This is a genomic window from Microvirgula curvata (assembly GCF_054781615.1).
In genome coordinates this window covers 19,585-46,314 of record NZ_BAAGUB010000015.1, presented here as the reverse complement: position 1 = coordinate 46,314, position 26,730 = coordinate 19,585, and the positions used below count along the sequence as shown (strand labels likewise).

The following is a 26,730-nucleotide window of genomic DNA, read 5'->3' as shown; positions in this document are numbered from 1 at the left end:
CGCGAAGCCTGCCGCCGCGTCCCGGTCAGTCACCCAGCGCGGCCAGCCGCTGCAGGCCGACCGGCTCGTCGGCCTGCAGCGGCACGACGGCATAGCGTGATGCATGCCGGGAGGCCACCGCGTCGATACAGACCCGTTCATTGTGCGCACGCTGCCGCAGCAGCGGCGAACGGGGCGAGGCGCAAGCCAGGCTGTTGTTGATGATCCAGGCCCACGGCTCGATGCCCGCGCGGCGCAGGTCCGCCTGCAGGCTGGCGGCTTCGAGCACCGGCGTGGTTTCCGCCAGCGTGGTGATGATGACCCGGGTTTGCGCGGGATCCTGCAGCTGCATCATCGGTGTCGTGAAGTGCAGCTTGCTGTCCCCCATCTGCCGCACCATGTCACGGTGATAGGCTCCAGTGGCATCGAGCAGCAACAGCGTATGTCCGGTGGGGGCCGTATCCATGACCACAAAGCGCTTGCCGGCCTCGCGGATAATGCGGGAGAACGCCTGGAACACGGCGATCTCTTCCGTGCATGGCGAACGCAGGTCCTCTTCCAGCAGGGCCCGGCCCGCGTCATCCAGCAGCCGGCCCCGGGTCTCCAGCACATGCCGGCGATAGCGTGCGGTCTCCGCCTGCGGATCGATCCGGCTGACCGTCAGGTGCGCCAGCTCGCCCGCCAGCGTGTCGGTCAGATGGGCGGCAGGGTCCGAAGTGGACAGGTGCACATCCCGTCCCCGCCTTGCCAGTGCCACGGCAATGGCGGCAGCCATCGTGGTCTTGCCGACCCCACCCTTGCCCATCAGCATGATCAGGCCATGACCGGCGCCGGCCAGCGCATCGATCAGTGATGACAGCGGCGGCGCCCGCAGCGCGTCCAGCGCTGGCGGCTCGCTCCCGGCCGGCAGCAACGAAGGCGCCAGCAGCTGGCGCAATGCATCCAGCCCGACCAGATTGAACGCCTTCAGCGCCAGCCGGTCCACCGGCAGGGACTGCAGCGCCGCAGGCATCGCCTGCAGCGCGGCCTGCTCGCGACGGACAATGGCCATGGCCAGCGGGTCCGCTACCGCTTCGTCAGGGTCGAGGATGCCATTGATGACCAGGAACTGGCGGCTCAGGCCCAGTGCATCCAGTTCGTCGTGGGTGCGTGCCACTTCCTTCAGCGCCGCGGCCTGGGCGCGCGTCACCAGCACCAGCCGGGTCCGCTGCCGGTCGGCCAGCGCCGCTACGGCGTCCCGGTACCGGGCCCGCTGTTTTTCCAGCCCGGCCAGCGGCCCGAGACAGGATGCCCCGTCCGGGTTGTGTTCCAGGAAGCCGCTCCAGGCGCCAGGCAGTTGCAGCAGGCGGAGGGTGTGCCCGGTCGGCGCGGTATCAAACACGATATGGTCATAGCCGGATTGCAGGCGCGTGTCCGTCAGCAGCGAGGTGAACTCGTCGAATGCGGCGATTTCCGTGGTGCAGGCACCGGAAAGCTGCTCTTCAATGCCGGCGACAACCGCCTCGGGCAGGACACCCCGTACCGGGTCGACGATGCGGGCGCGATAGGCAGCCGCCGCCGCTTGCGGGTCGACATCGAGTGCCGACAGGCCGCCCACGCTGCGAATGGCCGTGACATGACTGCCGATCGCCTGACCGAACACCTGCCCGACATTGGAGGCCGGATCGGTGCTGACCAGCAGCACGCGGCGCCCGGCATCGGCCAGCCGGATCGCTGCGGCGCACGCCAGCGAGGTCTTGCCGACGCCCCCTTTGCCGGTAAAGAACAGGAACAGTGGCGGGTTGTCGAGAAAATGCATGAAATATGGCTCCCGGATCAAGGTTGGCATCCTGTTCAGCAGCAGGACCCGCAACAGCCGCTGTCACTGACCGGCAGCAGGCTGACCCCGGCCCAGCGCGCCAGTTCGGCCCGACGCGGATAACGGCCGGCCAGCACCACTTCGCCATCCAGCAGGACCAGCGGCAGCGCTTCCTGGCCCGACCGCTCAAGGAATCCCTTCACCGTGGCGTTGTCAGCAAACGCCATTGGCTGCAGGGCCAGATTGAAGCGCTGAACCTCAACGCCAGGCTGCTTGCCGAGCCAGTCCAGGTCGGCTGAAACCTGCACCAGGGTTTGATCGGTTTCGATCCCGCATACGCCGGTGCTGCAGCACATGGCCGGGTCATAGATGGCAATTTTCATGTTGATGCTCCAACAAATATGGAAATATCAGGAAAAACTCAGCGACCCTGTTCGCCGATGCGTGCCAGCGCGGCGCCGAACGCCGCACGGTCATGCACCATTTCGTCCAGCGGCAGAGCCAGCAGCGCTTCAATCCGGACCCGCAGCAGGCGATAGGCCGACTCGAACGCCGCATCGATCTCGTCATCACTGCCGGTCGCCCCGGCCGGGTCCTCGACCCCCCAGTGCGCCCGCACGACCGGGCCCGGATAGACGGGACAGGCTTCGCCAGCGGCGCCGGCACAGACGGTGATGACGACATCGGGCGCCAGCGGCAGGGCATCCTGCGACTTGCTGTACAGCCCTTCCTGCATGAGTCCCTTGCGCTGCAGCAGCGCCAGTGAACGCGGATGAACATGGCCGGCGGGCCGGCTGCCGGCACTCATCGCCCGAAGGCCGGCCGGCGCCAGGGCATTGAACGTGGCCTCGGCCAGAATCGACCGGCATGAATTGCCGGTGCACAGAAACAGGATATTCATGATTCACTTCGCTTTGCAGGCAGGAGGAAGCGGTGGCAGCAGCGGTTCGATTTGCGGCACGGCAGCGCGCATGCCGGCGCAGGCACCGGGCTGACCGGCACAGCACTCGGCGGTCAGGTAAGCGATCAGGTCCAGCATGAGCGGAATATTGGCCCGGTAGCGCTGGAAGCGGCCTTCCTGCTCGACACTCAGCAGACCGGCCCACACCATGCCCTTCAGGTGGAACGACAGGCTGCTGGGCGGGATATCAAGTTCGCAGGCGATCTGCCCGGCGACCATGCCTTCCGTCCCCATGCGGACCAGCAGGCGGTACACGTCCAGACGCACCCCGGAGGACAGGGATTCGAAGAGGGTGACAGCAGTTTGTTTTTCCATCCGTTGATATTACGACAACAGTCGAAATGATGGCAACAGAATCCGGCCTCGGCCGGACACGTCACAATCCGCCGGAAAAATAGCGACTGGGCGACGCGCCCAGCACGCGACGGAATACCGTACTGAAAGCGCTCGGGCTGCTGTAGCCCAGCTCCATGGCGACCCGGGTTACCGGCTCGCCGTGACCGAGGCGGACGACGGCCGCCAGCAGGCAGGCCTGCTGGCGCCACTCCAGATAGCTGATGCCGGTGTAGTGGCGAAACAGCCGGGTGAAGGTGCGCCGGCTCATCCCTGCCCGTGCCGCCATGTCGTCGATGCCGACATCCAGCGAGGGCTGCGCCAGCAGGTCACGGCACACCCGCGCCAGCCGGGGTTCGGCCGGCAGCGGCGCATTCAGTGACAGGGCCGGCATGTCCGCGATCTCGTACAGCAGCAAGCCCATCAGGTGGCCATCGCGGCTGTCGTCCGCATAGCGTGCGGGCACACTGACGGCCTTGTGCAGCAGTTGCCGCAACAGCGGCGACACATCGAATACCTGGCAGTGGGCCGGCAACCCCAGCCGGCGGGCCGCACTGGCACGGACATAGGTATTGAGCAGGGTGACCGGCCCCTGCATCCGCATCGAGTGCGTCAGGCCGGAAGGGACCCAGATCGCCCGCTGCGGTGGCACCACCCAGTTGCCCGCCCCGGTATGCACGGAAATGACCCCGCGATCGGCATAGGCAAACTGACCGCGCCGATGGGCATGCGCCGGGAACAGCTCGCCATCCGGATAGTCGCGCGCCGTCACCACGACATGGCGCGGCGACAGCGGGTACGGATCGGCGGCAGGATTTTCCATGGCCCGAATCTACTCATCATTGACCCTTCATTGCAAGCGGGCCAGATCCGGGAACGGCATAGTGCCAGCCATGCCGATGCGACTCCCGCCCGGCACCATGCTTACGGAAAACCCTGCCATGCAGACAAGACACCTGTTCCTGGCCGTTCTGGTCACCGCAGTCTGGGGATTCAATTTCCCGATTACCAAACTTGGCCTGGCTGCCATCGACCCGCTGCTGCTGACCGCCATCCGCTTCACCCTCTCGGCCCTGCCGTGGGTATTTTTCATCCGGCGGCCGCAGGTTGGCCTGCACTGGCTGGCTGGCTACGGGCTGATCTTCGGCGTGGCCATGTGGGCACTGATCAATCTGGGTATCGAACTTGGCGTTCCGCCGGGCAGCGCCGCGCTGCTGATCCAGTTCAGCGCGTTCTTCACGCTGGGCTGGGGGGTCTTGCTGTTTCGCGAAAGCCTGAGTCTGCCGCAGGTCGCCGGCCTGCTGCTGGCAGTGGCCGGACTGCTCGGCATTCTCGTTTCCAGCCCGGCCGGTGACACCCGGCTCGGCCTGGCACTGGTGCTGGTCAGCGCCCTGGCCTGGAGCATCGGCAATGTGATCATCAAGCTGTCCCGGGTTCGCGAGGTGTTCGCCTTTGTGGTCTGGGCCAGCCTGTTCGCCCCGCTTCCGCTGTTTCTGCTGGGCTGGCTGACGCACGGTGCGGCACCCTATGTCCGGCTGGCCGCGCAGCTGGACCGGGCCGCGGTGTTTTCGCTGCTGTTCCAGGTCTACGCGGCCACGCATTTCTGCTACTGGGGCTGGAATCTGCTGCTGCGCGAATATCCGGTATCACGCGTCGCACCACTGTCACTGCTGATCCCGGTCTTCGGCATTGCCGGTTCCATGCTGATCGCCGGCCAGCACCCCGGCACCACGGGCTGGATCTCCATGGCGCTGGTCCTGTCCGCACTGGCGATCAGCCAGATGAAAGGGCGAATGCTGGTGGGACGCCGCGCCGTCGGCTGACTGCCTGCCAGTCATGGCGCTTGCCAGCATTCGTCATATTCGATACGCTTGTCATTATATTAATTTGTATAATGAAAGAACTGCCATGAACCGTTTCTCCCTGCTGGCCTGCTGTGCGCTGATCTGCCTGCCGGCCTGGGCAACCGATGCCCCGGCCGTCGCCACCCCGCAAGATGCCGCCAACCTGCTGCTGACCCGTCTTGGCACGGCGCTGAAACAGGAAATGAGCACGCGCGGTCCGGTGTCGGCCATCAGTGTGTGCCGCGATCTGGCACCGAAGCTGGCCGGCGAGATCTCGCGCGAAACCGGCTGGAAAGTCACCCGGGTCAGCCTCAAGCCGCGCAACCCGATGCTGGGCATGGCGGACGAATGGGAACAACGGCAACTGCTCGACTTTGACACCCGGGCCAGGGCTGGCGTGGCGCCGGCCACGCTGCAGCAAACCGCCATCGTCGGCATGCCGACCGGCAAGGTACAGCGCTACCTGAAGGCGATTCCGGTCCAGACACTGTGCCTGAGCTGTCACGGCAGCCGCGAGCAGATCCCGGCCGATGTCAGCCAGGCGCTGGCACGCGACTACCCGCATGACAAGGCCACCGGTTATCTGGAAGGCATGATCCGCGGTGCGGTGTCAGTGACCCGTCCGCTCGACTGAGCGAACGCCACGCAAGGCGGCAGGCTTGTTTACACTATGACAGTGGAAACCAACGCCCCGACCTGCACCATGGACACCATGATCTCCCCCGGAGACGCCCTTCACCCGCAGTCCGAGTGGCTGTTCCAGCCGCCCCCCGCGCTGGCGGACTGCGTCTGCCACGGGCTGATCAAGAACCTTCCCGGCGGACCGTACCTGCTGCCGGCCGGCCTGCAGCCGATCTTCCTGCTGGTGCTGGACGGTGGCATCCGCTTTCTGCATGCGAACAGGCAGCAGCAGATGGCCCGGCTCAATCTGTGCGGCGGCACCCAGGGCCCCCGCCAGGCATGGGCCGCGCCCGGCACCCGCATCCTGACCCTGTCGGTGAAGCCGGGGCAGTTGCGGCGACTGATCGACATGCCGGCGGCGACCATCGTCGACTGCCGGAGCCCGCTGGACACCCTGCTGCGGGGTGAGGATCTCGGCGAGCTGGCACGCTGCGAAACCGCGCTGGCCGCGACCTGCGACCCGTCACAGCAGGTCGCCGCGTTCTTTCGCCTGCTGTTCAGCCTGCGCCGGCGCCGGGCCGGACTCGATGCGGACCTGCACCTGCCGATTGATCTGCTCGCCACGGCCCCCGGCGAACTGGCCGACCGCTTCGGCATCAGCCAGCGCCAGTTCGAACGCCGTTTTCTTGCCAGCTATGGCCAGTCGCTGCGCAGCTTCCGCCAGCAACTGCGCTGCAGCCGGCTGATTGCCGCCTGCATCTGCGGACAACGCCGCATCGACTCCTGGGCCGGACTGGCGGCCGAAGCCGGCTATTTCGACCAGTCCCACCTGCACCACGACCTGCAGCGCTTTACCGGCCATACCCCCGGCCAGCTGGCGGCCGGCCTTGCCCGCGACGATCCGGCGTTCTGGCCGTACCGGATCGCCTCCACCCGGATGGGCCAGCTGTTTGGTCCATCGGGCTATTGAGCCGCTGTCGTTTCGCTACAAGACCGGCCTGCCGGCCGGCAGCAGAATGGGCGGGTCTTCACTGCCCGGAACCTGCCATGCTGGACCACATTCCGCTCACCTCCCTGCTGCACCACGACCTGCCGGCCGGCGCCTATCAGGACTGCTGCATTGAAGCCCTGCCGGCCACGGTCAATATCGAGCAGGCGCTGCTTGCCTTTTTCGGCAGTTCTCCCGCCTGGCTGCTCGCCCTGATGGCGCTGCGCAACCGGCTGGTCACCCCGCTCGGACTGAAAACCGCCCGCGCGGCGCCCGGCCCTGTCCCGACGCCGTTCCGGGTCGGCCAGCGCATCGGCATTTTCCGCATCCTGGCACTCGACGAGCAGGAAGTGGTGCTGGGGGAAAACGACAGTCATCTGGATTTCCGCACCTCGCTGCAACTGCTGCACGGGCCGGCCGGCCCGCAGCTGGCCATGTCCAGCTGGGTGAAAACCCACAATGCCGTCGGCGTCTGCTACTTCGCACTGGTCAGGCCCTTCCACCGCCTGATTGTCCCGATCATGGCCCGGGCCACCGTGCGTCGGCTGTGCGGGATTGCCGGGTGACGAGCACGGACGGCCCGCCACCGGAGCGGGCCTGCGGCCTCTTCTCACTCAGTAGTCAATGCCATACGCCAGGCTGAACGTCCGTCCACGCCCCTGAAAGTCGACGACCTCCGGGGCCACCATCCGGTCATAAAAGAGCCGGGCACGCTGACTCCACAGCGTCGGATACTGGCGATCGAACAGGTTCTGCACGCCGAAGTTCAGCGTGCCTCGTGGCAGCTTGTAGCTGCCAAGCAGATCGGCCAGCGTGAACCCCTCCAGCGTCTGCCTCCCGGCATCGCGCAACGGGAAACTCCGCACGCCCTGCAGGCGCAGTTGCAGTGGCCCGTCCTGCCAGTGCACGTGCAGCGTGGTCTTGGACGGGCTGGCAGTGGTCACGGACTGTTTTTGCCAGCGGCCACCCTGCTGTTCCCGGGACTGAATACCGAGGGCCGTCCCGCCCACGGTCCAGTGGGCATTCAGCAGATAATCGAGACGCCCTTCCAGGCCATGATTCCGGGTGCCCTGATCCAGCACACGGATGGCCAGCGTCGATTTCTGGAATTCGATGCTCCGGTCGGACCAGGCATGGAAGGCGGCGATCTGGCCCGACAGCTTGCCGACGCGCCCTCGCCAGCCCGCTTCCAGCTGCCGGGTCTTGATGCCCGCAAGCGGCGAACCCGTCACACTGACGCCCCTCTTCAGTGCCCAGTGCCCGCGATGTCCGCCGGATAGCGCATAGTCGCCCTGCCCATAGTATTTGGCCGGGTCGGGCAGCTCGAAACCCTCCGCATAATTCACGTAGTACTGATTGGCGGCATTGAAGCGGTACACCACGCCGGCATTCGGCAAGGTGACCGCATAGTGGTTCCTCCCCCCGGGAATCGCATCAGACGACGTGCCGATGCGATTGGCCATCAGTACCTGCTGGCGGGTATCGACAAAGTCATCCACGCTGATCGCCATGCGTTGATGCCGCAGCCCTGCGCTCAGACCCCAGCTTTCAGCCGGTTGCCAGTCGGACTGGATAAACAGCGAGCGGCCTTCCACCCGGAACCCGGGGTAGCGCCCGACTTCAGCCATGCGCCGGAACACGAGCCCCCCCGACGCCATTCCCCGCCGTGCATCGAACAGCACCTGCCGCGCCCGGAACTTCTCGCGGTCAAGATCGATCCCGTAAGTGAACCTGGCCGCGCCAAGCGACTTGACCAGTGCCACCTTCAGCGCCCGGGTGCCGGTGCGCTGACGCGATGTACTGTAGTACGGCACGCGTGGCGGCCTCACCGTCATGCCGGTGATAACACCAGGAAACGGATAGAAATCCAGTTTTTCACTGCGCCACGACCCCTGCAGATACAAATCCTGTCCCCCTGGCACCTGTGGCAGCACATAGTCGAACATCGCCATCGCGCGCGTCGAGCGCGGCACCACGTCCGACTGGAAGCCATCCCGGACCGCCAGCCATTCCGTCCGCCCGCGCAATGCGCCCGCGAGATTCGGTCCGAGATAGAGCGCCTTGTCGCCGTGAAAACCTGAATCGTAGTACTGCGTCGTCAGCTTCAGCCGCTGCCCGGCGGGCAGCCTGAAGTCCAGGTTGCCGAGGATGTCGAGCTGGCGGTTGTACTGCAGATCAGTCTGGGTGATATCGGGCGTGACCTGACGGCCTGCCGCGTCATAAGCCGCGCCATTGTGACGATAGGCCACCCCAAGTCGACCGGTCACCCGGTCATTGCCGGCGGAGACCGACTGCCCGGCGCGCCAGTCATGATCGCTGCCGGTTTCAAAACCGGAGCGCAACCCGAGTTCGGTATTGAAGTGCAGCCCCTCGGAGCCCCGCCGGGTCACGATATTGACGACACCACCGGACGCCCCGCCACCGTAGAGGGCGGTCGCGCCCGACAGCACTTCGATGCGGTCGATCTGGTACGGATCGATCGAATCGAACTGCCTGCTGACCGCGCGAGAACTGTTCAGCGACACCCCGTCGATCATCACCTGCATCGAGCGTCCCCGCAGGTTCTGGCCATAGTTGCTGCGCCCTTGCGGGCCAACATCGAGGCTCGGAACCAACTGGCCCAGCAGCACCTTGAGCGGCACGCCGGCACGCGCCTGCAGGGCAATCTCGTCAGCATCCACCACCCAGGTGCTGCGGGGCAGCTCGCTGATCCGGGTCGGCACCCGGGCGCCGGTCACCACAACCGTGTCCAGGGCCGAACCGCCAGCCTGGACGCAAGGACTGCCCAGTGCCAGCAGCAATGCGGCAGAGACAGGGCATAAACGAACATAGTGGGAATAAATGGGCATGGCTGTATCCCTGTACGGATTGGAATTTCACAGCTTTCCCCTGCCCGGCGGCAAACGGCATGGGCACGGCATGCGGCAAGCAGACGGCGTCCTGGCATCAGCGAAGCGCCTCCCCCGGTACCCGTGCCATTAATGACGCCAGAACCACACCAAGCCCAAGGAAGGCAGCCAGCCAGAACGGTGCCGAAGGGGACAGACCAAGCGTCCAGCCTGCCAGCACAGCCCCCAGGGCAAGTCCGGTGGTGTGCACCGTAGCCACCATGCCAGCCATCCAAGCCTGACCCGATTTGCCTGCAGCCTGCAGGGCACGTGCCGTGCAGTCAGGTCCAAGCAGCGCAGCAGCCACGCCCAGAGCCACAACCCCTCCCATTGCAGTCAGTGTTGTCGTTGCCTGCGCCAGCAGCATGCCTGCCAGAACCAGCCCCACACTTCCGGCCCGCAGCAGGCTGCGCCCCGGTTTGCAGTAAGGAACCACCCCGATCTGCAGTGCAGCCACCACCAGCGTGCCAGCGCTCAGCATCCAGCCCAGCTGTGAGGATGCCGTCGCCGCATCGAGTTTCATGCAGAGCATCAGCCAGGGGCCCAGCGCGTACTGCATCAGGCCAAATGCGGTCACGATAACCAGAGTCAGTACCGGCCAGCCAAGCAGCGCCTGCAGGTGCCAGTCAGGCCAGCCGGCGCATCCCGATTCTGCATGGCAGGGTACCGCCAGCGGCAGCATCAGCAGAACCGGCCAGGCTGACAGCGCTACCAGCAAAAAGGGGCCCGACGGGCTTAACCACAGGCTCCCTGCCACCAGTGCCGGTCCCAACGACCGGCCCAGCGCCAGTGCAGCAGAAAACCGGGACAGCACAGCTCGCTGCTGCCGCTGGCATGCGCCTGCGAGCAGCCAAGCCTGGCAGGTCGGCACCAGCCCTGACACCGTCAGTCCGTAAAGGAACCGACCAGCCAGCAGTGTTTTGCCCTGCCCTTCCCAGTCACTACCCTGCCCGAGTTGCCAGAACAGCAGCATGTGACTGAGCCCGAACCCTGCCAGGGCCACTGCAACGATGCAGCGCGGTCCCAAACGGCGAGAGAGGAGGCCCCAGCACGGCGCCCCTGCCAGAAATGCCAGCGAGCCAGAAGCCAGAATCATGGTGATGAACTCAAGTGCCAGACCGGTTCGCTGCATCAGTAACGGCAAAGTGGTCAGCAATGCTGTCTGCCCAATCCCCATCACCATGCCAGCAGCAGCCAATATCAGTTGCGTCCATTCACGCCCCCCGCCAGCCTTCTGCCCAGGTGCGCACTTCCCCTGTTCCATGCTCTCCCCCAGTCAGATCGGCACAGCCACCGCCGGACATTCTTTGCAACATCACCCGGATTTGCAAACAGGAATCATTGTCATTTAGCTTGATGGTACGCACCGTACCTATTCCTGGAACCCCACCATGAACACCCGCCCAGTCCTCAGCGAGCGCGCCTCACTGTCTGCATTCATGAACGCACTGTGGCGTGAATGGTCTCCTGCAAAACGCCTGCCGGCCGAGAACAGCAACCTGTCCGGTCAGGACGGAACGCTCTGCCTGCCGCTGACCCGTCCAGAGGGAGTGCTGCAGGTGCCATTGCAATATTTCTCCCTGTCGGGCCGGCATCGTTTTGACGGCACTGTTCACTTTGTTCCGGCTGGCGGTCCCGCTTTCGCTATTGATTTTGCCCAGACGGTCTCCCTGCTCGCAGGTGAACCAGCGCTGGCACCGGACATTGATGACAGCACACGCCGGCGCTTCCTTCTCCGTGTGCTGGACAGCGCAGCCACACTGCTTGATGCAGACGCGGACCACCAGGCCCCAAGCTGGCCTGATGCAGGTTTCCTCGCCGCAGAGCAAGGGCTGGTTTATGGCCATGCAGTTCACCCAACCCCCAAGAGCCGGGACGAATTCACCCGTGAAGACCACATTCGCTACAGCCCGGATTTCGGTGGGCACACTCCTCTGGTCTGGTTTGCCGTGCAGGCCGGGGCGCTGTGGCAAGCAAGGCCCGGCTCATCCTTCCTTCCCGATGCACTGATCACCAGCGATCCGGGACTATCCACCATGATGACCCGCTACCCGCACAGCGAGGGCTGGCAATGGCTGCCGGTCCATCCCTGGCAGGCTGGCGTGCTGCGCCGGGCCCCTGCCTATCATCACTGGCGCAGCCGCGACGCCCTGATTGATCTGGGAGAAGCCGGTACAGACTGGTTTCCGACATCTTCCTTGCGAACCCTGTATTCGCCACATGCACCGGCCATGCTGAAATTTTCACTGTCAGTACGCATTGCCAATTCCAGACGCGTGCTGCGGATGGATGAGGTCATGCGCGGCCAGCTGGTCCGCGATATCTTCTCGAGCAAGCAGGGGAAGGCATTGCGCCATCGCTGCCCGACGCTCGGCATCCTGCATGAGCATGGTGCACTGGCGCTGACAACGCTGGACGGTCATCCCCTGGCAGAAAGTTTTGTCATTTTCCGTGACAACCCATTTCCGCCCGACTGCACGTCCTACGTCATGGCCACCTTGTACCAGGAAGGGGCAAACGGTACGGCATCAATGGTCAGCCGCCTGATCGTTGACCTTGCCGCGCAAGAGCAGCGCCCCCTCACCCTACTTGCCATGGAATGGTTTGACTGCTTCCTTTCCGTTGCACTCAAACCGCTGTTGATTGCCCAGGCTGACTACGGTTTTCTATTCAGCGCTCACCAGCAGAACACCGTGCTGACACTGAAGTCAGGCTGGCCTGCCGGCATCTGGCTCCGTGATGGGCAGGGCGCCGCATTTCATCCGGAAACCATCGCTGAACTCACCGGACAGATTCCCGGGATCAGGAGCGCCAGCACACTGGCTTTCAATGAAACCATGGCCAATCATCTGCTGGGCTATTACCTGATCGTCAACAATGTACTGAGTTTGATTGCCACGCTGGGGGCCGATGGCCTGGTAGACGAAATGCGGCTTGCTGAACGTCTGCGACACTCTCTGCTGGCGCTGCGACGCACCTCTCCCAGATTTCCGCACTTCATCGACTACCTGCTCGACTCTCCCATGCTGATGAGCAAAGGCAACTTCATGCTCAGCCTCCGTGGTCTGGACGAAACGGCAAATCCGGAGGACTCGTTCCGTTCGTACGTGCCGCTGCGCAATCCAATTGCTGCCGCAGCGAACCCGGAGAGTCATCATTGAGCGCCTTCTCGCTGTGTCTGCCAGACCAGAGACTGGCAGCAAGCACGATTCAGGACAGCCTTGTTACGCTGCAGGTCGGCAGTGTGACAATGGCCACCCTGCAGTTAAGCCGACCCGCAGCCAACAGTATTCTGCTGACTGGCCCGCTGCATCCCGAAACGCCCCCGCTGGCCTTGATGCCGCTATTGGCCGAACTGTTTTGCCATCAGCCATCGTTGCGCGATGTCATGCTCGATACCGGCTGCACGGACGAGTTCGCCGTGACGCTGGTGAGGATGGGAATAATGGGGAGGCGCATTGCCACGGCAAATGGCTGGCGGCTTGGCTGCAGCCGGGCGGTATTCTGGCAACAGCCACAGTTGTGGCTCCCCACCCCAGGGGTGTCCGGAGTTGCCACTGAATACGTCATGAGCCATGGCAGGCGCCATCCACGTCGCGCACCACAGCCACAAGGTGTGGTCTACCAACGCTATCTGCCCCGACAGGGATGCACGTTCACGCTCCGGGTTGCCAATATCCGCCGGGATCTACCGCTATTCCATGCCTGGATGAATATGGATCGGGTACATCGCTTCTGGACACTGGCAGGAAAGCGTGAAGCACATGCAGCTTATCTGCAGGCACAGATCGACGACGCGGGTGTTCTTCCACTGATGGGCGAGTTCGATGGAGAGCCTTTTGCCTATTTTGAGGTCTACTGGGCAAAAGAGGACCGACTGGCCCCCTTCTATGCAGCGCAGGATTTTGACCGTGGTTGCCATCTATTAGTTGGCAATAGCCGTCATGCCAGCAAAGGAAAAACCATCGCCTGGATGCGAGCGGTCAGTCATTACGTGTTTCTGGACGACTCTCGCACGCAAAGGCTGGTGGGAGAGCCACATATCGATAATGTCCGGTTTATCTCTCATCTGCAGAATCAGGGATTTGCCAAGCTAAAGGAGTTTGACTTTCCTCATAAGCGCGCGGCGCTGCTGATGCTTGAGCGGGAAGTATTCTTCGAACAGCATGGTCCGTGGGGTGAGGAATGAGGGCCAGCCGGGGCAATGAGCTGGGCCTGCTCGGCCTGCACGATCCGGATCTCTGGCGGCAGGCCAATGTCAATCTGATTGAAAAGGCCTTGGCCGAACTGTGTTATGAGGGGCTAATCACCGCTAGCCAATCGGAAAACGGCAGTCGTTTTTCAGTGTCTGTTCCGACAGGGGGTTACTGCTGGCAAGGTCGCTTGAATCGCTGGCAGCACCCCGTGATCCATCCCGGCAGTGTCATCCATATTGCAGATGGCAGCCCGGCAACAGATGCAATGACTGTACTGCACCGCGTGCTGGAAGGACGGGTGAAAAACCCGGCGACACTGGCCAATTACCTGAGCGAAACACTCAACACACTGGCCGCAGATACCCAGATGCTGGCGGCCCGGCGCGGACTGTGCGCTCGCGACTGGCTGGCTTTGCCATCTCACCACTTGCACAGCCTGCTTGATGGGCACCCGAAAGCAATCCCGTCAAAAGGCCGTATTGGCTGGAGCTTTATCGACAATCAGCGCTATGCGCCCGAACATGCCCCTGCTTTTCGCCTGCACTGGCTCGCCGTTCATCACTCACTGGCTGAACCCGTATATGCACCAGGCTGGACTGCCAGTCGTCTGCTGGAGGCCAGTTGCAATGAGGCCGAGCATAACCGGTTGTCTGGGCTGCTCCCCTCTTCTGAATACTGGACGATGCCCGTCCATCCCTGGCAATGGGAGGCCATGATTACCCGGCAGTTTGCAGGGCCAATTGCCGCAGGTGCCATGTTTCCACTAGGCGAGGCAGGAGACTGCTATGTTCCCCAGCCGTCATTGCGCACGCTCAGCAATATCGATCGCCCGGCCCGACCAGACCTGAAGCTGTCGCTTAGCCTGCTCACGACCTCGGCATATCGAGGCCTGTCAGCTCGACATCTGTCCCACTCCCCCATGCAGTCAATCTGGCTGCAACAGCTGCTGACCAGCGATCCCCTGTTGGCAGATTGCAACGCAACAGCACTGAAAGAAGCAGCTACTGCCTTCATCCCCCACCCTGTCTACCACACACTTCCGGGCACTCCCTATCAGTTCGACGAGATGCTCGGCGCAGTCTGGCGCGAAAGCGCGCATTCGCACCTGGGTACTGGCGAACGCATCGTGATGGCCTCGGTCCTTCAGCAGAAGGATGACAGCGGCCACTCACTTGCCGCTGAACTGATCCATATGTCGGGTACCGGTGCAACACGCTGGCTGACGTTCCTGTTCGACCGGGCAGTCGTTCCGCTGTATCACTTGCAGGCACGCTACGGTCTGGGCTTCATCGCTCACGGTCAGAACCTCATGCTGCGTTTCCGGGATGAACTTCCGGTCGGCATCCTGCTCAAGGATTATCAAGGAGATCTGTTTCGCACTGATGAGGACTGGACCAGCCATCCCGGCTTGCCAGTGCAGGCATGGGATGCGTTGCCAGCCTTGCCTCCCCACTTCCTGATACATCACCTGTGGACCGGACTGTTCGCCAGTGTGTTCCGTTTCATGGCGCCACAACTGGAAATTGAAGGCGTATTCAGTGAAGACGCCTTCTATCGACTACTTGCCAAACGTTTGCAGATCTATCAGGACAGCCATCCGACACTTGCACCACGTTTTACCAGGTTGGGATTATTCAGTCACAAAATGCCTCTCCTGTCGCTGAATCGGGCCCGCTTTTCCCATGGCTATGGCGATATGGCCCAGCGCCCCGTTCATTCACCGGGCCCCTTGCTGGATAACCCCCTGATATTCGGAGCGCCATCCGGGAAATAGCCACTCGCCCTCTATTTCATTCTCGAATTCAGGAATCGTCATGTCCATTCACTTTGATGTCGCGGGTATCGGTGCGGGCCCTTTCAACCTCAGTGTTGCCGCCTTGCTGGCCCCACACGGAAGAATCCGCAGCGCCTTCTTTGACCGGCGCGAACAATTTGACTGGCATCCGGGCATGATGGTCGACGATGCCGCGATGCAGACCTCTTTTCTCAAAGATCTGGTTTTGTCTGCAGACCCTACTAGCGCATATTCTTTTATTGCCTATCTGGTAGCCAAACACCGCTTTCATCGCTTCATTCATGCCGGCTTTACCCATGTCCGACGATATGAGTTTGCCGATTACCTGCAGTGGGTGGCAGAAAAACTGCCTAACCTGCATTTCAAGCACGAAGTGCAAGAAATCAGGTGGAGCGAAAACGGTTTCCGCTTGCAATTCGACGGGAAGTGCGAACATGCCCGACATTTGGTTGTCGCCACCGGACTTACGCCCAACATTCCCGACTGGGCCCGTCGGCATGAACACCCGCGCTGCCTGCATTCCCATCACTATCTGGCGCGGGTTCCCGACGCGACAGGCCTGCGCATTGCGGTTGTCGGCGGAGGACAAAGTGGTGCCGAGGTCGTGCTTGACCTGATGTCTGGTCGACGTGGCCGGACACAATCGATCTGCTGGCTGTCACGGCGGCACACGCTGGAGGCACTCGACGAGGCACCGTTCAGTAACGAATTCTTCACCCCCAGCTATGTCAACGCGTTCCATTCGTTGCCAATGGCATGCAAGCCCGCGCTGATCAGGCAGCAAACATTGACTGGTAATGGCATTTCACACGAAACGCTCAGGCAGATTTACCAGACACTCTATCTGAGCAGCTTGCAGGAGGGCCGGGAACAAAGGCTGCGCATCCTTCCACACCGGGACGTAAGGGCAATGGAATGCCTCCCCGCTGGCGGCTGGATACTGGCTGCCCATAATGGCTTTGATGACCGGATCCATCACGTCGACGCTGATGTAGTGGTTCTGGCCACAGGTTATCTGACCCGGCTGCCCGCCTGCATCGAACCATTGCGGGGCCGGCTGAATATCGATCAGCAAGGGCATTTGCCGCTGCGTCATGATTTCTCGGTGCCCTGGGACGGGCCGGCTGACCACCATATTTTCGTGCAGAACGGCGGGCTTCACAGCCACGGCATCGCGGATCCACAACTGAGCCTGGCAGCCTGGCGCGGTGCAATCATCGCCAATGCCATTCTCGGTGAAGAGCGGTATGCAACGGCAGCCCCCCCCTTTCCCATCGAGTGGGCCAGCGAGGCCGCTCCCGGCTCGTGGAGCCAGCGTGGGCAGGACCACACATGAACACCATCCCCGGTTCCCTCCGGGCCTCCCGACTCAGCGTGGCATTGGCTGGCAAGCAGGTGCTGTCGGAGATTGACTTGGCTTTCCCCGATGCTCGGGTCAGCGCGCTGTGCGGCCCAAACGGTTGTGGCAAGAGCACGTTGCTCAGGGCGCTGGCCGGCCTGATCAGGCCGCAGGCCGGCAGCGTCTGGCTCGGCGACCGGCTCCTTTCTGCGATGACGGCACAGGAACGAGCACGGCATCTGGCAATACTGGGGCAATCTCCTCTGCTGCCCACCAGCATGACCGTTGCCGAACTGGTTGCCTGCGGCCGGTTCGTCCATACCGGGCTGACGGAAAGGATCAGCGACGGCAACCAGCGCTGGATCTCGTGGGCCATCAGTGCCAGCGGCCTGACTGCACTGCGTGACCAGCCGCTGTCACGGCTGTCGGGAGGGCAGCGCCAGCTCGCCCGGATCGCCATGGCGCTCGCACAGGGAAGCCATACGCTGTTGCTCGACGAGCCCACGACCTTTCTCGATGTTCATCACCAGATGGAAATCCTGCAGCGGATGCGTGCGCTCAGTCGCGAGCACGGTCTGACCGTACTCTGGGTGCTGCATGATCTGAATCAGGCTGCGGCCTTCTCCGAGCACATGGTGCTCATGCGCGATGGCCGCGTGCATGCCGAGGGTCCACCGGCCACCCTCGCCGTACCGGCAGTGCTGTCATCCGTATTTGGTGTGGACATGTGCGCCGGCCTGATCGACGGCCAGCCCGTCTGCCTGCCGCGCATGAGCACACCGGCGGAACAGCCACCATGCGTCCCCTGAGCACTCGTTGCAGCCATCCGTTCACATGGCTGCTGGGCGGCCTTCTGGTCGCAATCGGCTTGAGTCTGACCGGACCGCTGCCATCTGGCCGCATCACGCTGCAGACCTGGCTGAACGGCCATGTCGACGGAGACACCCTGTGGATCGCCTTCAGTCAGTTGCGTCTCCCCCGTGTCGCGGCAACGCTGATGGCGGGCGCAGCGCTGGGCATGGCGGGTTGTCTGCTTCAGGCACTCTCTCGCAATTTCCTGGCATCCCCCGGCGTGCTGGGCGTCACAGCAGGCGCCCAGCTGGGGTTGATCGCCACCGTGCTGCTGCCCGCAAGTCTGGCGCTGGCAACCGTACCGACGGTTTTTGCCGGTGCGCTGCTCGCCGTGCTGTTCTGCTTCGTCATCGCTGGCGGCTGGCGTGCCCATCCGCTGACGCTCGTACTGGCCGGCAGCGTGGTGTCACTGCTGCTGTCGGCCATGGTCAGCCTGATACTGGTACTGTTCGATCAGCACGTGGCGGGGGTTGCACTGTGGAGTGCGGGCTCGCTGTTTCAGTCCGGCTGGACGGGTGTGACCGGTGGTCTGCCCTGGTTCATGCTGGCCACCGCCATGGCCTGGCGCAACCGCAACCAGTTGCAACTACTGGCGCTCGGGGATGACAGTGCCGCCAGCGTGGGGCTGAACGTCGATCGCCTCCGCCGCCGGCTGTTGCTGATTGCCTCGCTACTTTCAGCCGTGGCCATGACCCTGGCGGGACCACTGGGGCTGGTCGGGCTGCTCGCGCCCAATCTGCTGCGCCTGGCCGGGATCAGCCAGCCGGCCCGGCTGCTGCCGGGTGCCGGACTGACCGGGGCACTACTGCTTGCATTTGCAGATCCGCTCGCTGACTGGCTCGGCGATACCAGCCGCAGCCTGCTGCCGCTGGGCGTCGCCACGGCAGTGGCCGGGACGCCATTACTGCTGTGGCTGATCGGCAAGCAGGCGTCCGCCGGACTGCCCGTGCCGACACGATTCCCGGACAGTCGCCCTCCGTTTCCGCATGCATCCTTCCTTACGCTGGCCATCCTGCCGCCGGTTGCCCTGCTGGGTCTGCAACTGACGCCGGACCAGTTGCTCGACGGCTGGCGAAACCCATCCAGCCTTGCCGGGCTGTTGTTCGATCTGCGCGGACCGCGCGTTGGCGTAGCCATGCTGGCCGGGACACTGCTGGCAGCCAGCGGCGTGCTGCTGCAGGGCGTGGTACGCAACCCGCTGGCCGGTCCCGAACTGCTCGGGCTGAGCCAGGGTGCGGCACTGGCGATATTGCTGTCGCTGGTCTGGTTTCCGGATCCGGCATGGCATGTCCGCCTGCCCTTTTCCCTGATCGGGGTCGGCAGCCTGCTCAGCATCCTGTTGTGGGTCACCCGCAAACAACAATGGGCGCCGATGCAGCTGGCGCTCGGCGGCATGGCACTGGCCACCCTGTGCAGCGCATTCGGCACCCTGATTGTTGCCCAGTCGAAGTTGCAACCGGCCCAGGCCGTGACCTGGCTGGTGGGCAGCAGCTATGGTCGAGGCTGGGCCGAAGCCGGCCTGCTGCTCGCTGGTTGCGTGACGCTGCTGCCGCTGGCCTACCGCCAGGCGAGAGCACTCGACCTGCTGGAGCTCGGAGACGAAACCGCAACCAGCCTTGGCCTGGCGGTCTCATCGGTCCGCCTGCGACTGCTCGGCATCGCCTGCGTGCTGGCCGGACTGGTCGTCGCCTGCGCCGGCCCGGCGGGTTTTGTCGGACTGGTCGCGCCGCACATGGCGCGCCGGCTGGGGGCTGGCCGGCATCGGCCGCGGCTGGTGCTGGCCATGTCGCTGGGGGCCATTCTGTGCGGACTGGCCGACCTGCTCGGACGCACCCTGCTGGCACCGCAGGATCTGCCGTTCGGTCTGATCACCACCTTGATCGGCGCACCGGTCTTTCTTTGCCAGTTGATGTATGCACGGAAGGCAACATGAGCCCGCCCGATCCTCGTCGCTGGCTGACCGGCCCGCTGGCCCCTTACGCTCGTTGCGTAGTACTGGAACCGGATGGTGCCAGTGAAATGGCGGTTGGTATGCTGCGAGACCCGGAAAACATTGCAGCAGCAATGGCGCGCTATGCCTCCAGGCATGCCACCGCCCCGCGCCGTGCGCTGGTCTCCCAGTGGCTGAAGCGGTACCTCGCCTGCCTGCTGATCCCGCAACTGGCATTGCTGCAGCATGGCTGGCGCTTGCCGCAGGAGATCAGCGCACTGTCGCTGCGGATGGGTCCGGATGGAGAGGCCTGCGCCTTCCGTTATGCATATGTCGGCGCACCGCTGCAGGATGACACGGACCGCTGGAGCGAACTCCTGTTTGACCACCTTGCCCCGCTGATCGCGGCACTGGCCAGCCACGGCCGGCTCGCACCCCGCGTGCTGTGGAACAACCTCGGCAATCTGCTCGATGCAATTTTCTCCAGACTGCCGTCATCCAGTGAAGCAGACCGGCTCTTTCTGCTGGAAGCCGGGCACTGGCTCCTGCCGGACGGATCAGGAAACACGCTTCGCAACCCGATGCGATATCCCGTCCGCCATATCGCCCCACTGCTGCCCGAGGTCCGGACAACTCCGACCCGCTTGCGCCGCCTGTGCTGCCTGCGGCACGAAATTCCCGGCATGGTGTATTGCGCCAGCTGCCCGCACCTTGAGCATCTCGATCGGACTGAACTGCATGCCCTCCTTGAACACTGGCAGCGACAGGATTAGCCGCCGCCGGTTGCTGTTCGCCACGGCCCTGGCCGCGCTGCCTTCACAGGCTCGCACTCCCCTGCAGCATCGACAGCCCCGGGTGATCACTCTCGAGTATCACGCTACGGAAATGGTCCTGGCGCTGGGCGTCACGCCGGTAGGGGTTGCCGATACCGGCGGCTACAGCCGCTGGGTCGGTGTGGAAAAGGCACGGCTCGCCACTGCCATCAATGTTGGCAATCGGCAACAGCCATCGCTGGAAGCCATCGCCATGCTACGCCCGGACCTGATCGTGGCAGTCGACTTCCGGCATGCATCGCTGAAAGCCCTGCTGGAGCGCATTGCTCCGACCCTGATGTTGTCCAGCAGTGAACGTGAAGGACTCGCCGCCGTATTCGAGGACCATCGTCAACTTGCCCTGACACTGGGTCTGGAAACGCGCGCAGGGCTTGCGCTGACAGTACTGGACGACTGTCTCGCCAGAGAGCGGAACCGACTGGCTGCGGCGGGCTGGGCCGGCAAGCCACTGGCCATCCTGCAGCACATCGCCGGTGTGCCGCAGATGTGGGCCTTCGCCGGCAACAGTGTGCCGGGTGGCGTGCAGAAGGCACTGGGCCTTGGCGGCCCGTGGCTGCACGAGCGCGCGCGGCAGGGAATCACGGTCAAAACAGTTGAGGAACTGCTGGTTCTGGACGTCACCCTTGCCCTGCTCGGCGGCGCCCCCCCGCAGACGCCGGTATGGAAGCAGGCACCCGCCGTTCGGCACGAACGGCTGCTGGTTCTGCCTGACGGTCTGTGGCCATTTGGCGGACCGGTATCGACGGTCCGGCTGGTGCGGGCACTGAGCACCGCCTTGCTGCGTCGGGGGCATGCGGACCGGCCATAGTGACATTCCGCAAGAAACCGGCTGGTTTATAGCGTCAAAAAGCAGGCTGGAACAGGAGGAGACCCCATGATCACGCAGGCCGACCCCGCGACTGCCCAGCGCTGCACCGGCACGCCGACCGTCATCGTCCATGACAACCGTTGTCTCACCGTTCGCACCATCCGCTACAACCGGACCGGAGACGAAGACGGCGATGCGGACGAATGCGTTCGATGCGGACGGGGCCACCGTGCGTCGGCTGAGCGGGATTGCCGGGTGACAGCGGTCGCTGTCGGCTCGCCCCCAAATGGCAAGCAGGTTGGCAAATGCGACGATCCATCCAGCCCGGTGCGTCGCTTCCGGGTCCGGCTAGACACCTCGGGCCTTCTTCCACTTGCGCAGCCGTGCCCGGGCATTGGCATACGGCGACGAGGTATTGAGCTGGATCATCCGTCCGAGCGGATACTTGCCGTACCACGCTTCGCCATACAGCGAGGCGTCGGTTTCGCGCATGACCCGCTCGACGATATCGGCATGGGCGTGGGCCAGCGCGTCCCGCCGCGCCGGAAAATCCAGCGCGGCGTGGTCACGATAGAACCGCTGTGCCAGCCGGCCGAGTTCATTCCACTTGAATCCGGTATCGGGGAAATCCACCGCCCGCCCGGCGTCCCGGCCGGCACACCACTTCAGCACCAGCAGGTTCCAGCCCAGCAGATAGGCCACCAGGTCGGCCACGCTGATCAGCGTGCCCTGCACATGGCCTTCCAGTGTCGCCTCAAAGGCCTGCGCCGGCGGCACCGTGCGCAGCTCGGCATCGAGCTGCGCATAGCGGGTTCGTATCGCGTCCAGCAGTTCGCGCTGGTTTGCGGGGATCGGCATGACATCTTTCGCACAAATCGGGGCGGCCATCATCCGCCTGCCGCCGGCGGGCCGGCAAGCTCAGGCCCGGGCGACCGCCTCCATCTCGACCGCCAGTCCGTGGTGCAGTACCGGCACCGGCACAACGGCGCGGGCCGGGCGCAGCTCACCAAGCCAGGCCGCGTACAGGCGGTTGAACAGTGGCCAGTTGTCGATGTCGGTCAGGTAGACGCGCACCTGCAGCAGCCGTGACGGGCTGCTGCCGCAGGCGAGCAGCGCCTGCCCGACATTGGCCAGCACCTGGCGCGCCTGCGCCTCGAAGGGCGCGCCGGTCAGCTTGTGGCCATCGGCGGTGATCGGCAACTGGCCGGACACATAGACCAGCCCGCCGGCGCAGACCGCATGCGAGTAATGCCCGCCGGGCGCCGCCATGGACGCCGGATCGACGAAGCGCGGCGCACTCATGCCTGGCCCTGGATCAGCGCGGCAAAGCGCTGCAGGTCAACATTGCCGCCGGACACGATAATGCCGACCCGCTTGCCGGCGACATCGACCTTGCCATGCAGCGCGGCGGCGGCGGCCAGGCAGCCGGTCGGCTCGGCGACCACTTTCATCCGGCCGGCCAGGAAGGCCATGGTATCGACCAGTTCCGCATCGCTGACGGTGACAATGTCATCGACCAGCTCGCGAATGACCGGGAAGGTGTAGTTGCCAAGATGCTGGGTCTGGGCACCGTCGGCGATGGTCTTTGGCGTGTCGATATGGACGATTTCGCCGCTGCGGAAGCTGCGCTGGCCGTCATTGCCGGCCTCGGGCTCGACCCCGATCACCTTGCAGGCCGGGTTCATCGCCTTTGCCGCCACCGCGCAGCCGGACAGCAACCCGCCGCCGCCGAGGCAGACCAGCAGCAGATCCAGTTCGCCGGCCTGCTCGATCAGTTCCCTGGCGGCCGTGCCCTGCCCGGCCATCACGTGCGGATGGTCGTACGGCGGAATCAGCGTCAGGCCGCGTTCGGCTGCCAGCTGCTTGCCGATGGCCTCGCGGTCCTCGGTATAGCGGTTGTAGAAGATCACCTCGCCGCCATAGCCGCGCGTGGCTTCGACCTTGATTGCCGGCGCATCCTCCGGCATCACGATCACCGCCCTGACGCCAAGCAGCCGCGCCGACAGGGCAATCGCCTGCGCATGGTTGCCGGACGAGAACGTGATCACGCCGCTGGCCTTCTGTTCCGGGGTGAACTGCGAGATGGCGTTGTAGGCGCCACGGAACTTGAACGCCCCCATGCGCTGGAAGTTCTCGCATTTGAAGAACAGCTTGGCGCCGGTCAGCGCATCGGCCGTCGCCGAAGTCAGCACCGGGGTCTGGTGGGCGACGCCACGGATGCGTTCATGGGCAGCGACAACATCGGCAAAGGAAATGGGCAGTGCGGTCATGGTCGGTCTTCCTGGGGGAGATAGGTATAGACGGTTGAGCGGGCGACGCCGAGAGCCTGCGCCACTTCGGACAGCGCGCGGCGCAGGTCCAGCAGTCCGCTGGCAGCGAGTTCGCGCATCGCATCGCGGCGCTGGTCGAGATTCAGGCCCATCGGCGTGGTATTGCGGGCGGCGGCATAACGTTCGAGCACGGTGCGGACTTCTTCGACCCGGCGCGGCGCCAGCGATTCGTTTACCGCCGGTGCCGGCGTGTCGGTGCGGATCAGCTGGCCGAGCCCGGCGGTCATGGCGCCCAGCATCGACACATCCATGTTCAGGCAGATTGCGGCGACGAACTCGCCGTCGCTGTTCTTCAGTCCGATCGATGTGCTCTTGGCCGGACGGCCATCGGGAAAGCGGTTGGCGTAGTTCTGGATGACTTCCGGGAAGTCGGGATTGGTGATCCGCGCCAGACCGAGTTCGGTCGCCGCGTCGCCGACTTCGCGGCCGGACAGGTTGTTGGCAATCGCCACCACCGCGTGTTCGGGCCGGGTCAGGTCGTGCAGCACGACCTCGACCAGCGGCGCAAAGGTCTGCCCGAGCGCGTCGACGATTTTCCGCGCCTCGCGCAACAGGAGCTGGTTTTCTTGGAGATTGGGCATGAGTGACATTATGTCCATTAATGACAAAACGTCAACCACTACAAGAAAATTGCCCTGCTACACCCCGACACTCTTGTAAACCGCCACCAGATCCAGCAGCAGTTGCGCCTCGCTGTCCGCCCGGGCGCCCTGCGCCTGCAGTTGCGCGCTGCGTGCGTCGAGCACGGTCAGGAAGTCGGTCATGCCGCCAGTCTGCCGCGCCTGCGCCAGCGTCAGTTCGTCGCGGCGGGCGGCCTCGGTCCGGGCCAGTTGTACGCGGCGCTGCTGTTCCGCCGCATAGCGCGCCAGGGCACGGTCGACATCGTGCCAGGCACCGAGCACGCTCTGCTGGTAGGCAACAGCGGCTTCCTGCTGTTCGAGCTTGCGCAGGGTAATCGTGCTGCGCCGGCGGCCCTGGTCGAACAGCGGCAGGGTCAGGCTGGGCCCGATCGACCACTCGCGGCTGCCCCAGTCGCCAAACTGCCCGGCCTGATAGGAGTCCAGACCAAAGCGCGCACCAATGGTCAACCGTGGATACAGGTCGGCCACCGCCACGCCGACCTCGGCCACGGCCGCCTGCAACCGTGCCTCGGCCGCACCGATGTCCGGGCGGCGCTGCAGCAGCGCCGAGGGCACGCCGAGCGCGAGGTCCGGGCGCGGCCAGTCGCCGGGGCCGCGGCCGTTGTCGGCCAGTTCGGTCTGCAGGGCGCCGGGGCGCTCTCCGAGCAGCAGGGTCAGCTGATTGATCGCCTGCGCCTCGCGCGCCAGCCATGGCGGCAATGCGGCTTCGGCGTCTGCCAGTTGTGCCCGGCGGCGCTCGGCCACCCCGCTGTCGTCCAGCCCGCCGGCCACCCGTGCCTGAGCCAGTTGCAGCGCCTCGCCGGCGGCGGCCACCCGCGCCCGGCCCAGCCGCAGCTGCTGCTGGGCCGCACGCAGTTCGACATAGTTGCGCACCACTTCGGCCGTCACGCTGAGCGTGACCTGCTGCAGTTCGGCACGCGATCCGGCGATGCGGGCATCGGCCGCCTCCAGCTGGCGGGCGACCCGTCCCCACAGATCGGCCTCCCACGACGCATCGAAACCGGCCTGGTACACCGTTACCGGTTCGCTGAGCACGCCGACCAGTTCGTCGTGGCGCGCCGGCGACAGCACGTCGATCAGCCGGGTGCTGACGGCATGTTCACTCTGCCGCTGACGATCGAGACTGCCGACGGCATCGACCTGGACCCCGCGCTGTGCCGCCACGGTGCTGCGCTGAACGCGGCTCTGGGCGAAGCGCAACGCCGCGGTGCGCACGTCCGGGCTGGCGGCACGGGCGCGCTCGACCAGCCGGTCAAGCAGCGGGTCGCCGAACGGCTTCCACCAGTCCGTCTCCAGCCCGCTTTCGACCACCGGCACCGCCAGCGCATCGGCGCCACTGCGCCATGCACGCCAGTCGTCCGGTGCCGGGGTCTGCGGCCGGTGATAATCGGGGCCAGCGGCGCAGCCGGCCAGGGCAAGGATCAGCGCCAGTTCGATCGGGTTCGGGGTACGCATCATCAGGGTCTTTCTCGTCATGACAGCCGGTGGCGGAACAGCCATGCCGCCAGCGGCAGCGTCAGCGCCGCAATCACCAGCAGGGGCAGCAGGTCGAGCGCCACCTCGCGCAGACCGACGCCCTCCAGATAGACGCGCTGCACCAGGTTGATGGCAAAGCGCAGCGGATTGGCCAGCGTGGCCAGTTGCAGCGCGTCCGGCATATTGCTGATTGGCGTGGTCAGGCCGGACAGCAGCATCAGCGGCATGACCAGCACAAAGGTGTACAGCATCGCCTGCTGCATGTTCAGCGACACAGCCGAAATCGACAGGCCGATCCCGACACTGGCAACGGTAAAGCACAGCAACCCGGCATACAGCGTCAGCAGCGAGCCGGCCATCGGGATGCGGAACCAGAACAGCGCCACGAACAGTACGATCGTCGACTGGGTCAGCCCGACCAGGATCGGCGGCAGTGACTTGCCGATCATGATGTCCAGCGGCGTCAGCGGCGTGACCAGCAACTGGTCGAAGGTGCCCTGCTCACGCTCGCGCGCCACCGACAGTGCGGTCAGCATCAGCGTCTGCAGCATGCTCAGCGCGGCGATCAGCCCGGGAATCAGGTTCCAGCGCGTTTCCAGATTCGGGTTGTACCAGGCTCGGGTCTCGATCTGCAGCGGCAGCGGCGCAGCACCGTGCCGTTCCCGCCAGTCGGCGTTGAAGCGTTCGACCACGGCACTGACGAAGCCGGACGCCGAACCGGCGGTGTTCGAGTTGCGCGCATCAAGCACCAGTTGCAGCGGCGCCGCTTCGCCGGCTTCCAGCTGCGTGGCAAAGCGCGGGCCGATGCTGATCACCAGCAACGCCTGCCCACTGTCGATCACGCGGCTGATGTCGGCCCGGGTACGCAGGGTTTCGATGCGGTGAAACACGCCGGTGCCATCGAGATGGGCAACCAGTTCGGCCGATGCCGCGCTGCGGCTCTGATCGAGCAGCGCATACGGCACATGGGTCAGATCGTAGGTGGCGGCATAGCCGAACAGCACGCTCTGCAACAGTGCCGGGACGAACAGGATCACCCGGTTGGCGGGGTCCTTGAGAATGGTCAGCAGTTCCTTGCGACACAGCGCCAGGATGCAACGCAGGCGTTCCAGCATGAT

25 protein-coding genes are annotated in these 26,730 nt (G+C 64.5%); 12 read left to right on the top strand and 13 right to left on the bottom strand.

The genetic code is table 11. The features are described 5' to 3' along the window. Positions 1 to 25: 25 nt before the first annotated feature. From arsA to ACYVG8_RS08740, 5 genes are all read right to left on the bottom strand, one after another. Positions 26 to 1,777: an arsenical pump-driving ATPase gene (arsA, locus tag ACYVG8_RS08760; protein WP_107890196.1), complete on the bottom strand. Its 1,752-nt coding sequence runs from the start codon at positions 1,775 to 1,777 to the stop codon at positions 26 to 28. Positions 1,778 to 1,812: 35 nt separating this feature from the next. After that, complete coding sequence (gene arsD / locus ACYVG8_RS08755; RefSeq protein ID WP_112692464.1) at positions 1,813 to 2,160, bottom strand: arsenite efflux transporter metallochaperone ArsD; 348 nt, start codon at positions 2,158 to 2,160, stop codon at positions 1,813 to 1,815. Between the two features lie 38 nt (positions 2,161 to 2,198). Continuing rightward, positions 2,199 to 2,678 carry an arsenate reductase ArsC gene (locus ACYVG8_RS08750; RefSeq protein WP_460745432.1) on the bottom strand — a complete coding sequence of 160 codons (480 nt, stop codon included), beginning with the start codon at positions 2,676 to 2,678 and terminating at the stop codon, positions 2,199 to 2,201. A 3-nt stretch (positions 2,679 to 2,681) separates the two neighbouring features. Continuing rightward, the gene (locus ACYVG8_RS08745) at positions 2,682 to 3,053 is read right to left on the bottom strand and encodes an ArsR/SmtB family transcription factor (RefSeq protein ID WP_107890198.1); all 372 of its coding nucleotides are present in this window, start codon (positions 3,051 to 3,053) and stop codon (positions 2,682 to 2,684) included. A gap of 61 nt (positions 3,054 to 3,114) precedes the next feature. After that, the gene (locus tag ACYVG8_RS08740; RefSeq protein WP_460745430.1) at positions 3,115 to 3,894 is read right to left on the bottom strand and encodes an AraC family ligand binding domain-containing protein; all 780 of its coding nucleotides are present in this window, start codon (positions 3,892 to 3,894) and stop codon (positions 3,115 to 3,117) included. A 118-nt stretch (positions 3,895 to 4,012) separates the two neighbouring features. On the opposite strand from ACYVG8_RS08740, the gene ACYVG8_RS08735 reads away from it, so the two are divergent. The 4 genes from ACYVG8_RS08735 to ACYVG8_RS08720 all read left to right on the top strand — a co-directional run bounded on the left by ACYVG8_RS08735 (position 4,013) and on the right by ACYVG8_RS08720 (position 7,090). After that, positions 4,013 to 4,894 carry an EamA family transporter gene (locus ACYVG8_RS08735; RefSeq protein ID WP_028499775.1) on the top strand — a complete coding sequence of 294 codons (882 nt, stop codon included), beginning with the start codon at positions 4,013 to 4,015 and terminating at the stop codon, positions 4,892 to 4,894. An 85-nt stretch (positions 4,895 to 4,979) separates the two neighbouring features. Next, entirely contained in the window at positions 4,980 to 5,549 is a 570-nt protein-coding gene (locus tag ACYVG8_RS08730; protein WP_158537435.1) for a Tll0287-like domain-containing protein, read from the top strand. Between the two features lie 36 nt (positions 5,550 to 5,585). Next, entirely contained in the window at positions 5,586 to 6,506 is a 921-nt protein-coding gene (locus ACYVG8_RS08725) for a helix-turn-helix domain-containing protein (protein WP_112692466.1), read from the top strand. Between the two features lie 77 nt (positions 6,507 to 6,583). Continuing rightward, positions 6,584 to 7,090, top strand: a complete 507-nt coding sequence (locus ACYVG8_RS08720; RefSeq protein WP_460745427.1) for a DUF2867 domain-containing protein — start codon at positions 6,584 to 6,586, stop codon at positions 7,088 to 7,090. 48 nt (positions 7,091 to 7,138) lie between these two features. Here ACYVG8_RS08720 and ACYVG8_RS08715 read toward each other — a convergent pair whose 3' ends face one another. Both ACYVG8_RS08715 and ACYVG8_RS08710 read right to left on the bottom strand, forming a co-directional pair. Continuing rightward, positions 7,139 to 9,373 (bottom strand): TonB-dependent receptor, encoded by a 2,235-nt coding sequence (locus ACYVG8_RS08715; RefSeq protein ID WP_028499778.1) that lies wholly within the window; start codon positions 9,371 to 9,373, stop codon positions 7,139 to 7,141. Between the two features lie 97 nt (positions 9,374 to 9,470). After that, complete coding sequence (locus tag ACYVG8_RS08710) at positions 9,471 to 10,676, bottom strand: MFS transporter (protein WP_028499779.1); 1,206 nt, start codon at positions 10,674 to 10,676, stop codon at positions 9,471 to 9,473. Between the two features lie 127 nt (positions 10,677 to 10,803). Between ACYVG8_RS08710 and ACYVG8_RS08705 the strand changes: the two genes are divergently transcribed. Genes ACYVG8_RS08705 through ACYVG8_RS08670 form a run of 8 tightly spaced genes read left to right on the top strand, consistent with a single transcriptional unit; the run spans position 10,804 to position 21,165 of the window. Continuing rightward, entirely contained in the window at positions 10,804 to 12,573 is a 1,770-nt protein-coding gene (locus tag ACYVG8_RS08705) for an IucA/IucC family protein (RefSeq protein WP_460745425.1), read from the top strand. After that, positions 12,570 to 13,601 carry a GNAT family N-acetyltransferase gene (locus tag ACYVG8_RS08700; RefSeq protein ID WP_028499780.1) on the top strand — a complete coding sequence of 344 codons (1,032 nt, stop codon included), beginning with the start codon at positions 12,570 to 12,572 and terminating at the stop codon, positions 13,599 to 13,601. The genes ACYVG8_RS08705 and ACYVG8_RS08700 overlap by 4 nt, the downstream gene beginning before the upstream one ends. After that, complete coding sequence (locus ACYVG8_RS08695) at positions 13,598 to 15,382, top strand: IucA/IucC family protein (protein ID WP_460745422.1); 1,785 nt, start codon at positions 13,598 to 13,600, stop codon at positions 15,380 to 15,382. Before ACYVG8_RS08700 ends, ACYVG8_RS08695 begins: the two co-directional genes overlap by 4 nt. A 40-nt stretch (positions 15,383 to 15,422) precedes the next feature. Beyond that, on the top strand, positions 15,423 to 16,739 hold the full coding sequence (locus ACYVG8_RS08690) for a lysine N(6)-hydroxylase/L-ornithine N(5)-oxygenase family protein (RefSeq protein WP_107890205.1): 1,317 nt from the start codon (positions 15,423 to 15,425) through the stop codon (positions 16,737 to 16,739). After that, positions 16,736 to 17,551 (top strand): ABC transporter ATP-binding protein, encoded by an 816-nt coding sequence (locus ACYVG8_RS08685; protein WP_051528954.1) that lies wholly within the window; start codon positions 16,736 to 16,738, stop codon positions 17,549 to 17,551. The genes ACYVG8_RS08690 and ACYVG8_RS08685 overlap by 4 nt, the downstream gene beginning before the upstream one ends. Then, positions 17,539 to 19,527: an iron ABC transporter permease gene (locus ACYVG8_RS08680; protein ID WP_051528955.1), complete on the top strand. Its 1,989-nt coding sequence runs from the start codon at positions 17,539 to 17,541 to the stop codon at positions 19,525 to 19,527. The genes ACYVG8_RS08685 and ACYVG8_RS08680 overlap by 13 nt, the downstream gene beginning before the upstream one ends. Next, complete coding sequence (gene fhuF / locus ACYVG8_RS08675) at positions 19,524 to 20,297, top strand: siderophore-iron reductase FhuF (protein ID WP_084300179.1); 774 nt, start codon at positions 19,524 to 19,526, stop codon at positions 20,295 to 20,297. The genes ACYVG8_RS08680 and fhuF overlap by 4 nt, the downstream gene beginning before the upstream one ends. After that, complete coding sequence (locus tag ACYVG8_RS08670) at positions 20,263 to 21,165, top strand: ABC transporter substrate-binding protein (RefSeq protein ID WP_084300181.1); 903 nt, start codon at positions 20,263 to 20,265, stop codon at positions 21,163 to 21,165. The genes fhuF and ACYVG8_RS08670 overlap by 35 nt, the downstream gene beginning before the upstream one ends. Before the next feature lie 348 nt (positions 21,166 to 21,513). Here ACYVG8_RS08670 and ACYVG8_RS08665 read toward each other — a convergent pair whose 3' ends face one another. The 6 genes from ACYVG8_RS08665 to ACYVG8_RS08640 are packed head-to-tail and all read right to left on the bottom strand — an operon-like array spanning position 21,514 to position 26,727. After that, the gene (locus ACYVG8_RS08665) at positions 21,514 to 22,023 is read right to left on the bottom strand and encodes a ClbS/DfsB family four-helix bundle protein (RefSeq protein ID WP_028499784.1); all 510 of its coding nucleotides are present in this window, start codon (positions 22,021 to 22,023) and stop codon (positions 21,514 to 21,516) included. Between the two features lie 60 nt (positions 22,024 to 22,083). Next, positions 22,084 to 22,467, bottom strand: a complete 384-nt coding sequence (locus ACYVG8_RS08660) for a RidA family protein (RefSeq protein ID WP_028499785.1) — start codon at positions 22,465 to 22,467, stop codon at positions 22,084 to 22,086. Beyond that, a complete protein-coding gene (locus tag ACYVG8_RS08655; RefSeq protein ID WP_281661846.1) occupies positions 22,464 to 23,435 on the bottom strand; it encodes a threo-3-hydroxy-L-aspartate ammonia-lyase in 972 nt (323 codons plus the stop codon). The genes ACYVG8_RS08660 and ACYVG8_RS08655 overlap by 4 nt, the downstream gene beginning before the upstream one ends. Further along, on the bottom strand, positions 23,432 to 24,076 hold the full coding sequence (locus ACYVG8_RS08650) for a helix-turn-helix transcriptional regulator (protein WP_281661845.1): 645 nt from the start codon (positions 24,074 to 24,076) through the stop codon (positions 23,432 to 23,434). Before ACYVG8_RS08650 ends, ACYVG8_RS08655 begins: the two co-directional genes overlap by 4 nt. Positions 24,077 to 24,133: 57 nt before the next feature. Next, the gene (locus ACYVG8_RS08645) at positions 24,134 to 25,594 is read right to left on the bottom strand and encodes an efflux transporter outer membrane subunit (protein WP_460745419.1); all 1,461 of its coding nucleotides are present in this window, start codon (positions 25,592 to 25,594) and stop codon (positions 24,134 to 24,136) included. A 14-nt stretch (positions 25,595 to 25,608) separates the two neighbouring features. Next, on the bottom strand, positions 25,609 to 26,727 hold the full coding sequence (locus ACYVG8_RS08640) for an ABC transporter permease (RefSeq protein WP_460745417.1): 1,119 nt from the start codon (positions 26,725 to 26,727) through the stop codon (positions 25,609 to 25,611). Positions 26,728 to 26,730: the final 3 nt, after the last annotated feature.

Bases quoted from the DNA above. Each gene is read 5' to 3' on its own strand.
- arsA (WP_107890196.1), bottom strand. From the start codon at position 1,777: ATGCATTTTCTCGACAACCCGCCACTGTTCCTGTTCTTTACCGGCAAA.
- arsD (WP_112692464.1), bottom strand. From the start codon at position 2,160: ATGAAAATTGCCATCTATGACCCGGCCATGTGCTGCAGCACCGGCGTA.
- ACYVG8_RS08750 (WP_460745432.1), bottom strand. From the start codon at position 2,678: ATGAATATCCTGTTTCTGTGCACCGGCAATTCATGCCGGTCGATTCTG.
- ACYVG8_RS08745 (WP_107890198.1), bottom strand. From the start codon at position 3,053: ATGGAAAAACAAACTGCTGTCACCCTCTTCGAATCCCTGTCCTCCGGG.
- ACYVG8_RS08740 (WP_460745430.1), bottom strand. From the start codon at position 3,894: ATGGAAAATCCTGCCGCCGATCCGTACCCGCTGTCGCCGCGCCATGTC.
- ACYVG8_RS08735 (WP_028499775.1), top strand. From the start codon at position 4,013: ATGCAGACAAGACACCTGTTCCTGGCCGTTCTGGTCACCGCAGTCTGG.
- ACYVG8_RS08730 (WP_158537435.1), top strand. From the start codon at position 4,980: ATGAACCGTTTCTCCCTGCTGGCCTGCTGTGCGCTGATCTGCCTGCCG.
- ACYVG8_RS08725 (WP_112692466.1), top strand. From the start codon at position 5,586: ATGACAGTGGAAACCAACGCCCCGACCTGCACCATGGACACCATGATC.
- ACYVG8_RS08720 (WP_460745427.1), top strand. From the start codon at position 6,584: ATGCTGGACCACATTCCGCTCACCTCCCTGCTGCACCACGACCTGCCG.
- ACYVG8_RS08715 (WP_028499778.1), bottom strand. From the start codon at position 9,373: ATGCCCATTTATTCCCACTATGTTCGTTTATGCCCTGTCTCTGCCGCA.
- ACYVG8_RS08710 (WP_028499779.1), bottom strand. From the start codon at position 10,676: ATGGAACAGGGGAAGTGCGCACCTGGGCAGAAGGCTGGCGGGGGGCGT.
- ACYVG8_RS08705 (WP_460745425.1), top strand. From the start codon at position 10,804: ATGAACACCCGCCCAGTCCTCAGCGAGCGCGCCTCACTGTCTGCATTC.
- ACYVG8_RS08695 (WP_460745422.1), top strand. From the start codon at position 13,598: ATGAGGGCCAGCCGGGGCAATGAGCTGGGCCTGCTCGGCCTGCACGAT.
- ACYVG8_RS08690 (WP_107890205.1), top strand. From the start codon at position 15,423: ATGTCCATTCACTTTGATGTCGCGGGTATCGGTGCGGGCCCTTTCAAC.
- ACYVG8_RS08685 (WP_051528954.1), top strand. From the start codon at position 16,736: ATGAACACCATCCCCGGTTCCCTCCGGGCCTCCCGACTCAGCGTGGCA.
- ACYVG8_RS08680 (WP_051528955.1), top strand. From the start codon at position 17,539: ATGCGTCCCCTGAGCACTCGTTGCAGCCATCCGTTCACATGGCTGCTG.
- fhuF (WP_084300179.1), top strand. From the start codon at position 19,524: ATGAGCCCGCCCGATCCTCGTCGCTGGCTGACCGGCCCGCTGGCCCCT.
- ACYVG8_RS08670 (WP_084300181.1), top strand. From the start codon at position 20,263: ATGCCCTCCTTGAACACTGGCAGCGACAGGATTAGCCGCCGCCGGTTG.
- ACYVG8_RS08665 (WP_028499784.1), bottom strand. From the start codon at position 22,023: ATGCCGATCCCCGCAAACCAGCGCGAACTGCTGGACGCGATACGAACC.
- ACYVG8_RS08660 (WP_028499785.1), bottom strand. From the start codon at position 22,467: ATGAGTGCGCCGCGCTTCGTCGATCCGGCGTCCATGGCGGCGCCCGGC.
- ACYVG8_RS08655 (WP_281661846.1), bottom strand. From the start codon at position 23,435: ATGACCGCACTGCCCATTTCCTTTGCCGATGTTGTCGCTGCCCATGAA.
- ACYVG8_RS08650 (WP_281661845.1), bottom strand. From the start codon at position 24,076: ATGCCCAATCTCCAAGAAAACCAGCTCCTGTTGCGCGAGGCGCGGAAA.
- ACYVG8_RS08645 (WP_460745419.1), bottom strand. From the start codon at position 25,594: ATGATGCGTACCCCGAACCCGATCGAACTGGCGCTGATCCTTGCCCTG.
- ACYVG8_RS08640 (WP_460745417.1), bottom strand. From the start codon at position 26,727: ATGCTGGAACGCCTGCGTTGCATCCTGGCGCTGTGTCGCAAGGAACTG.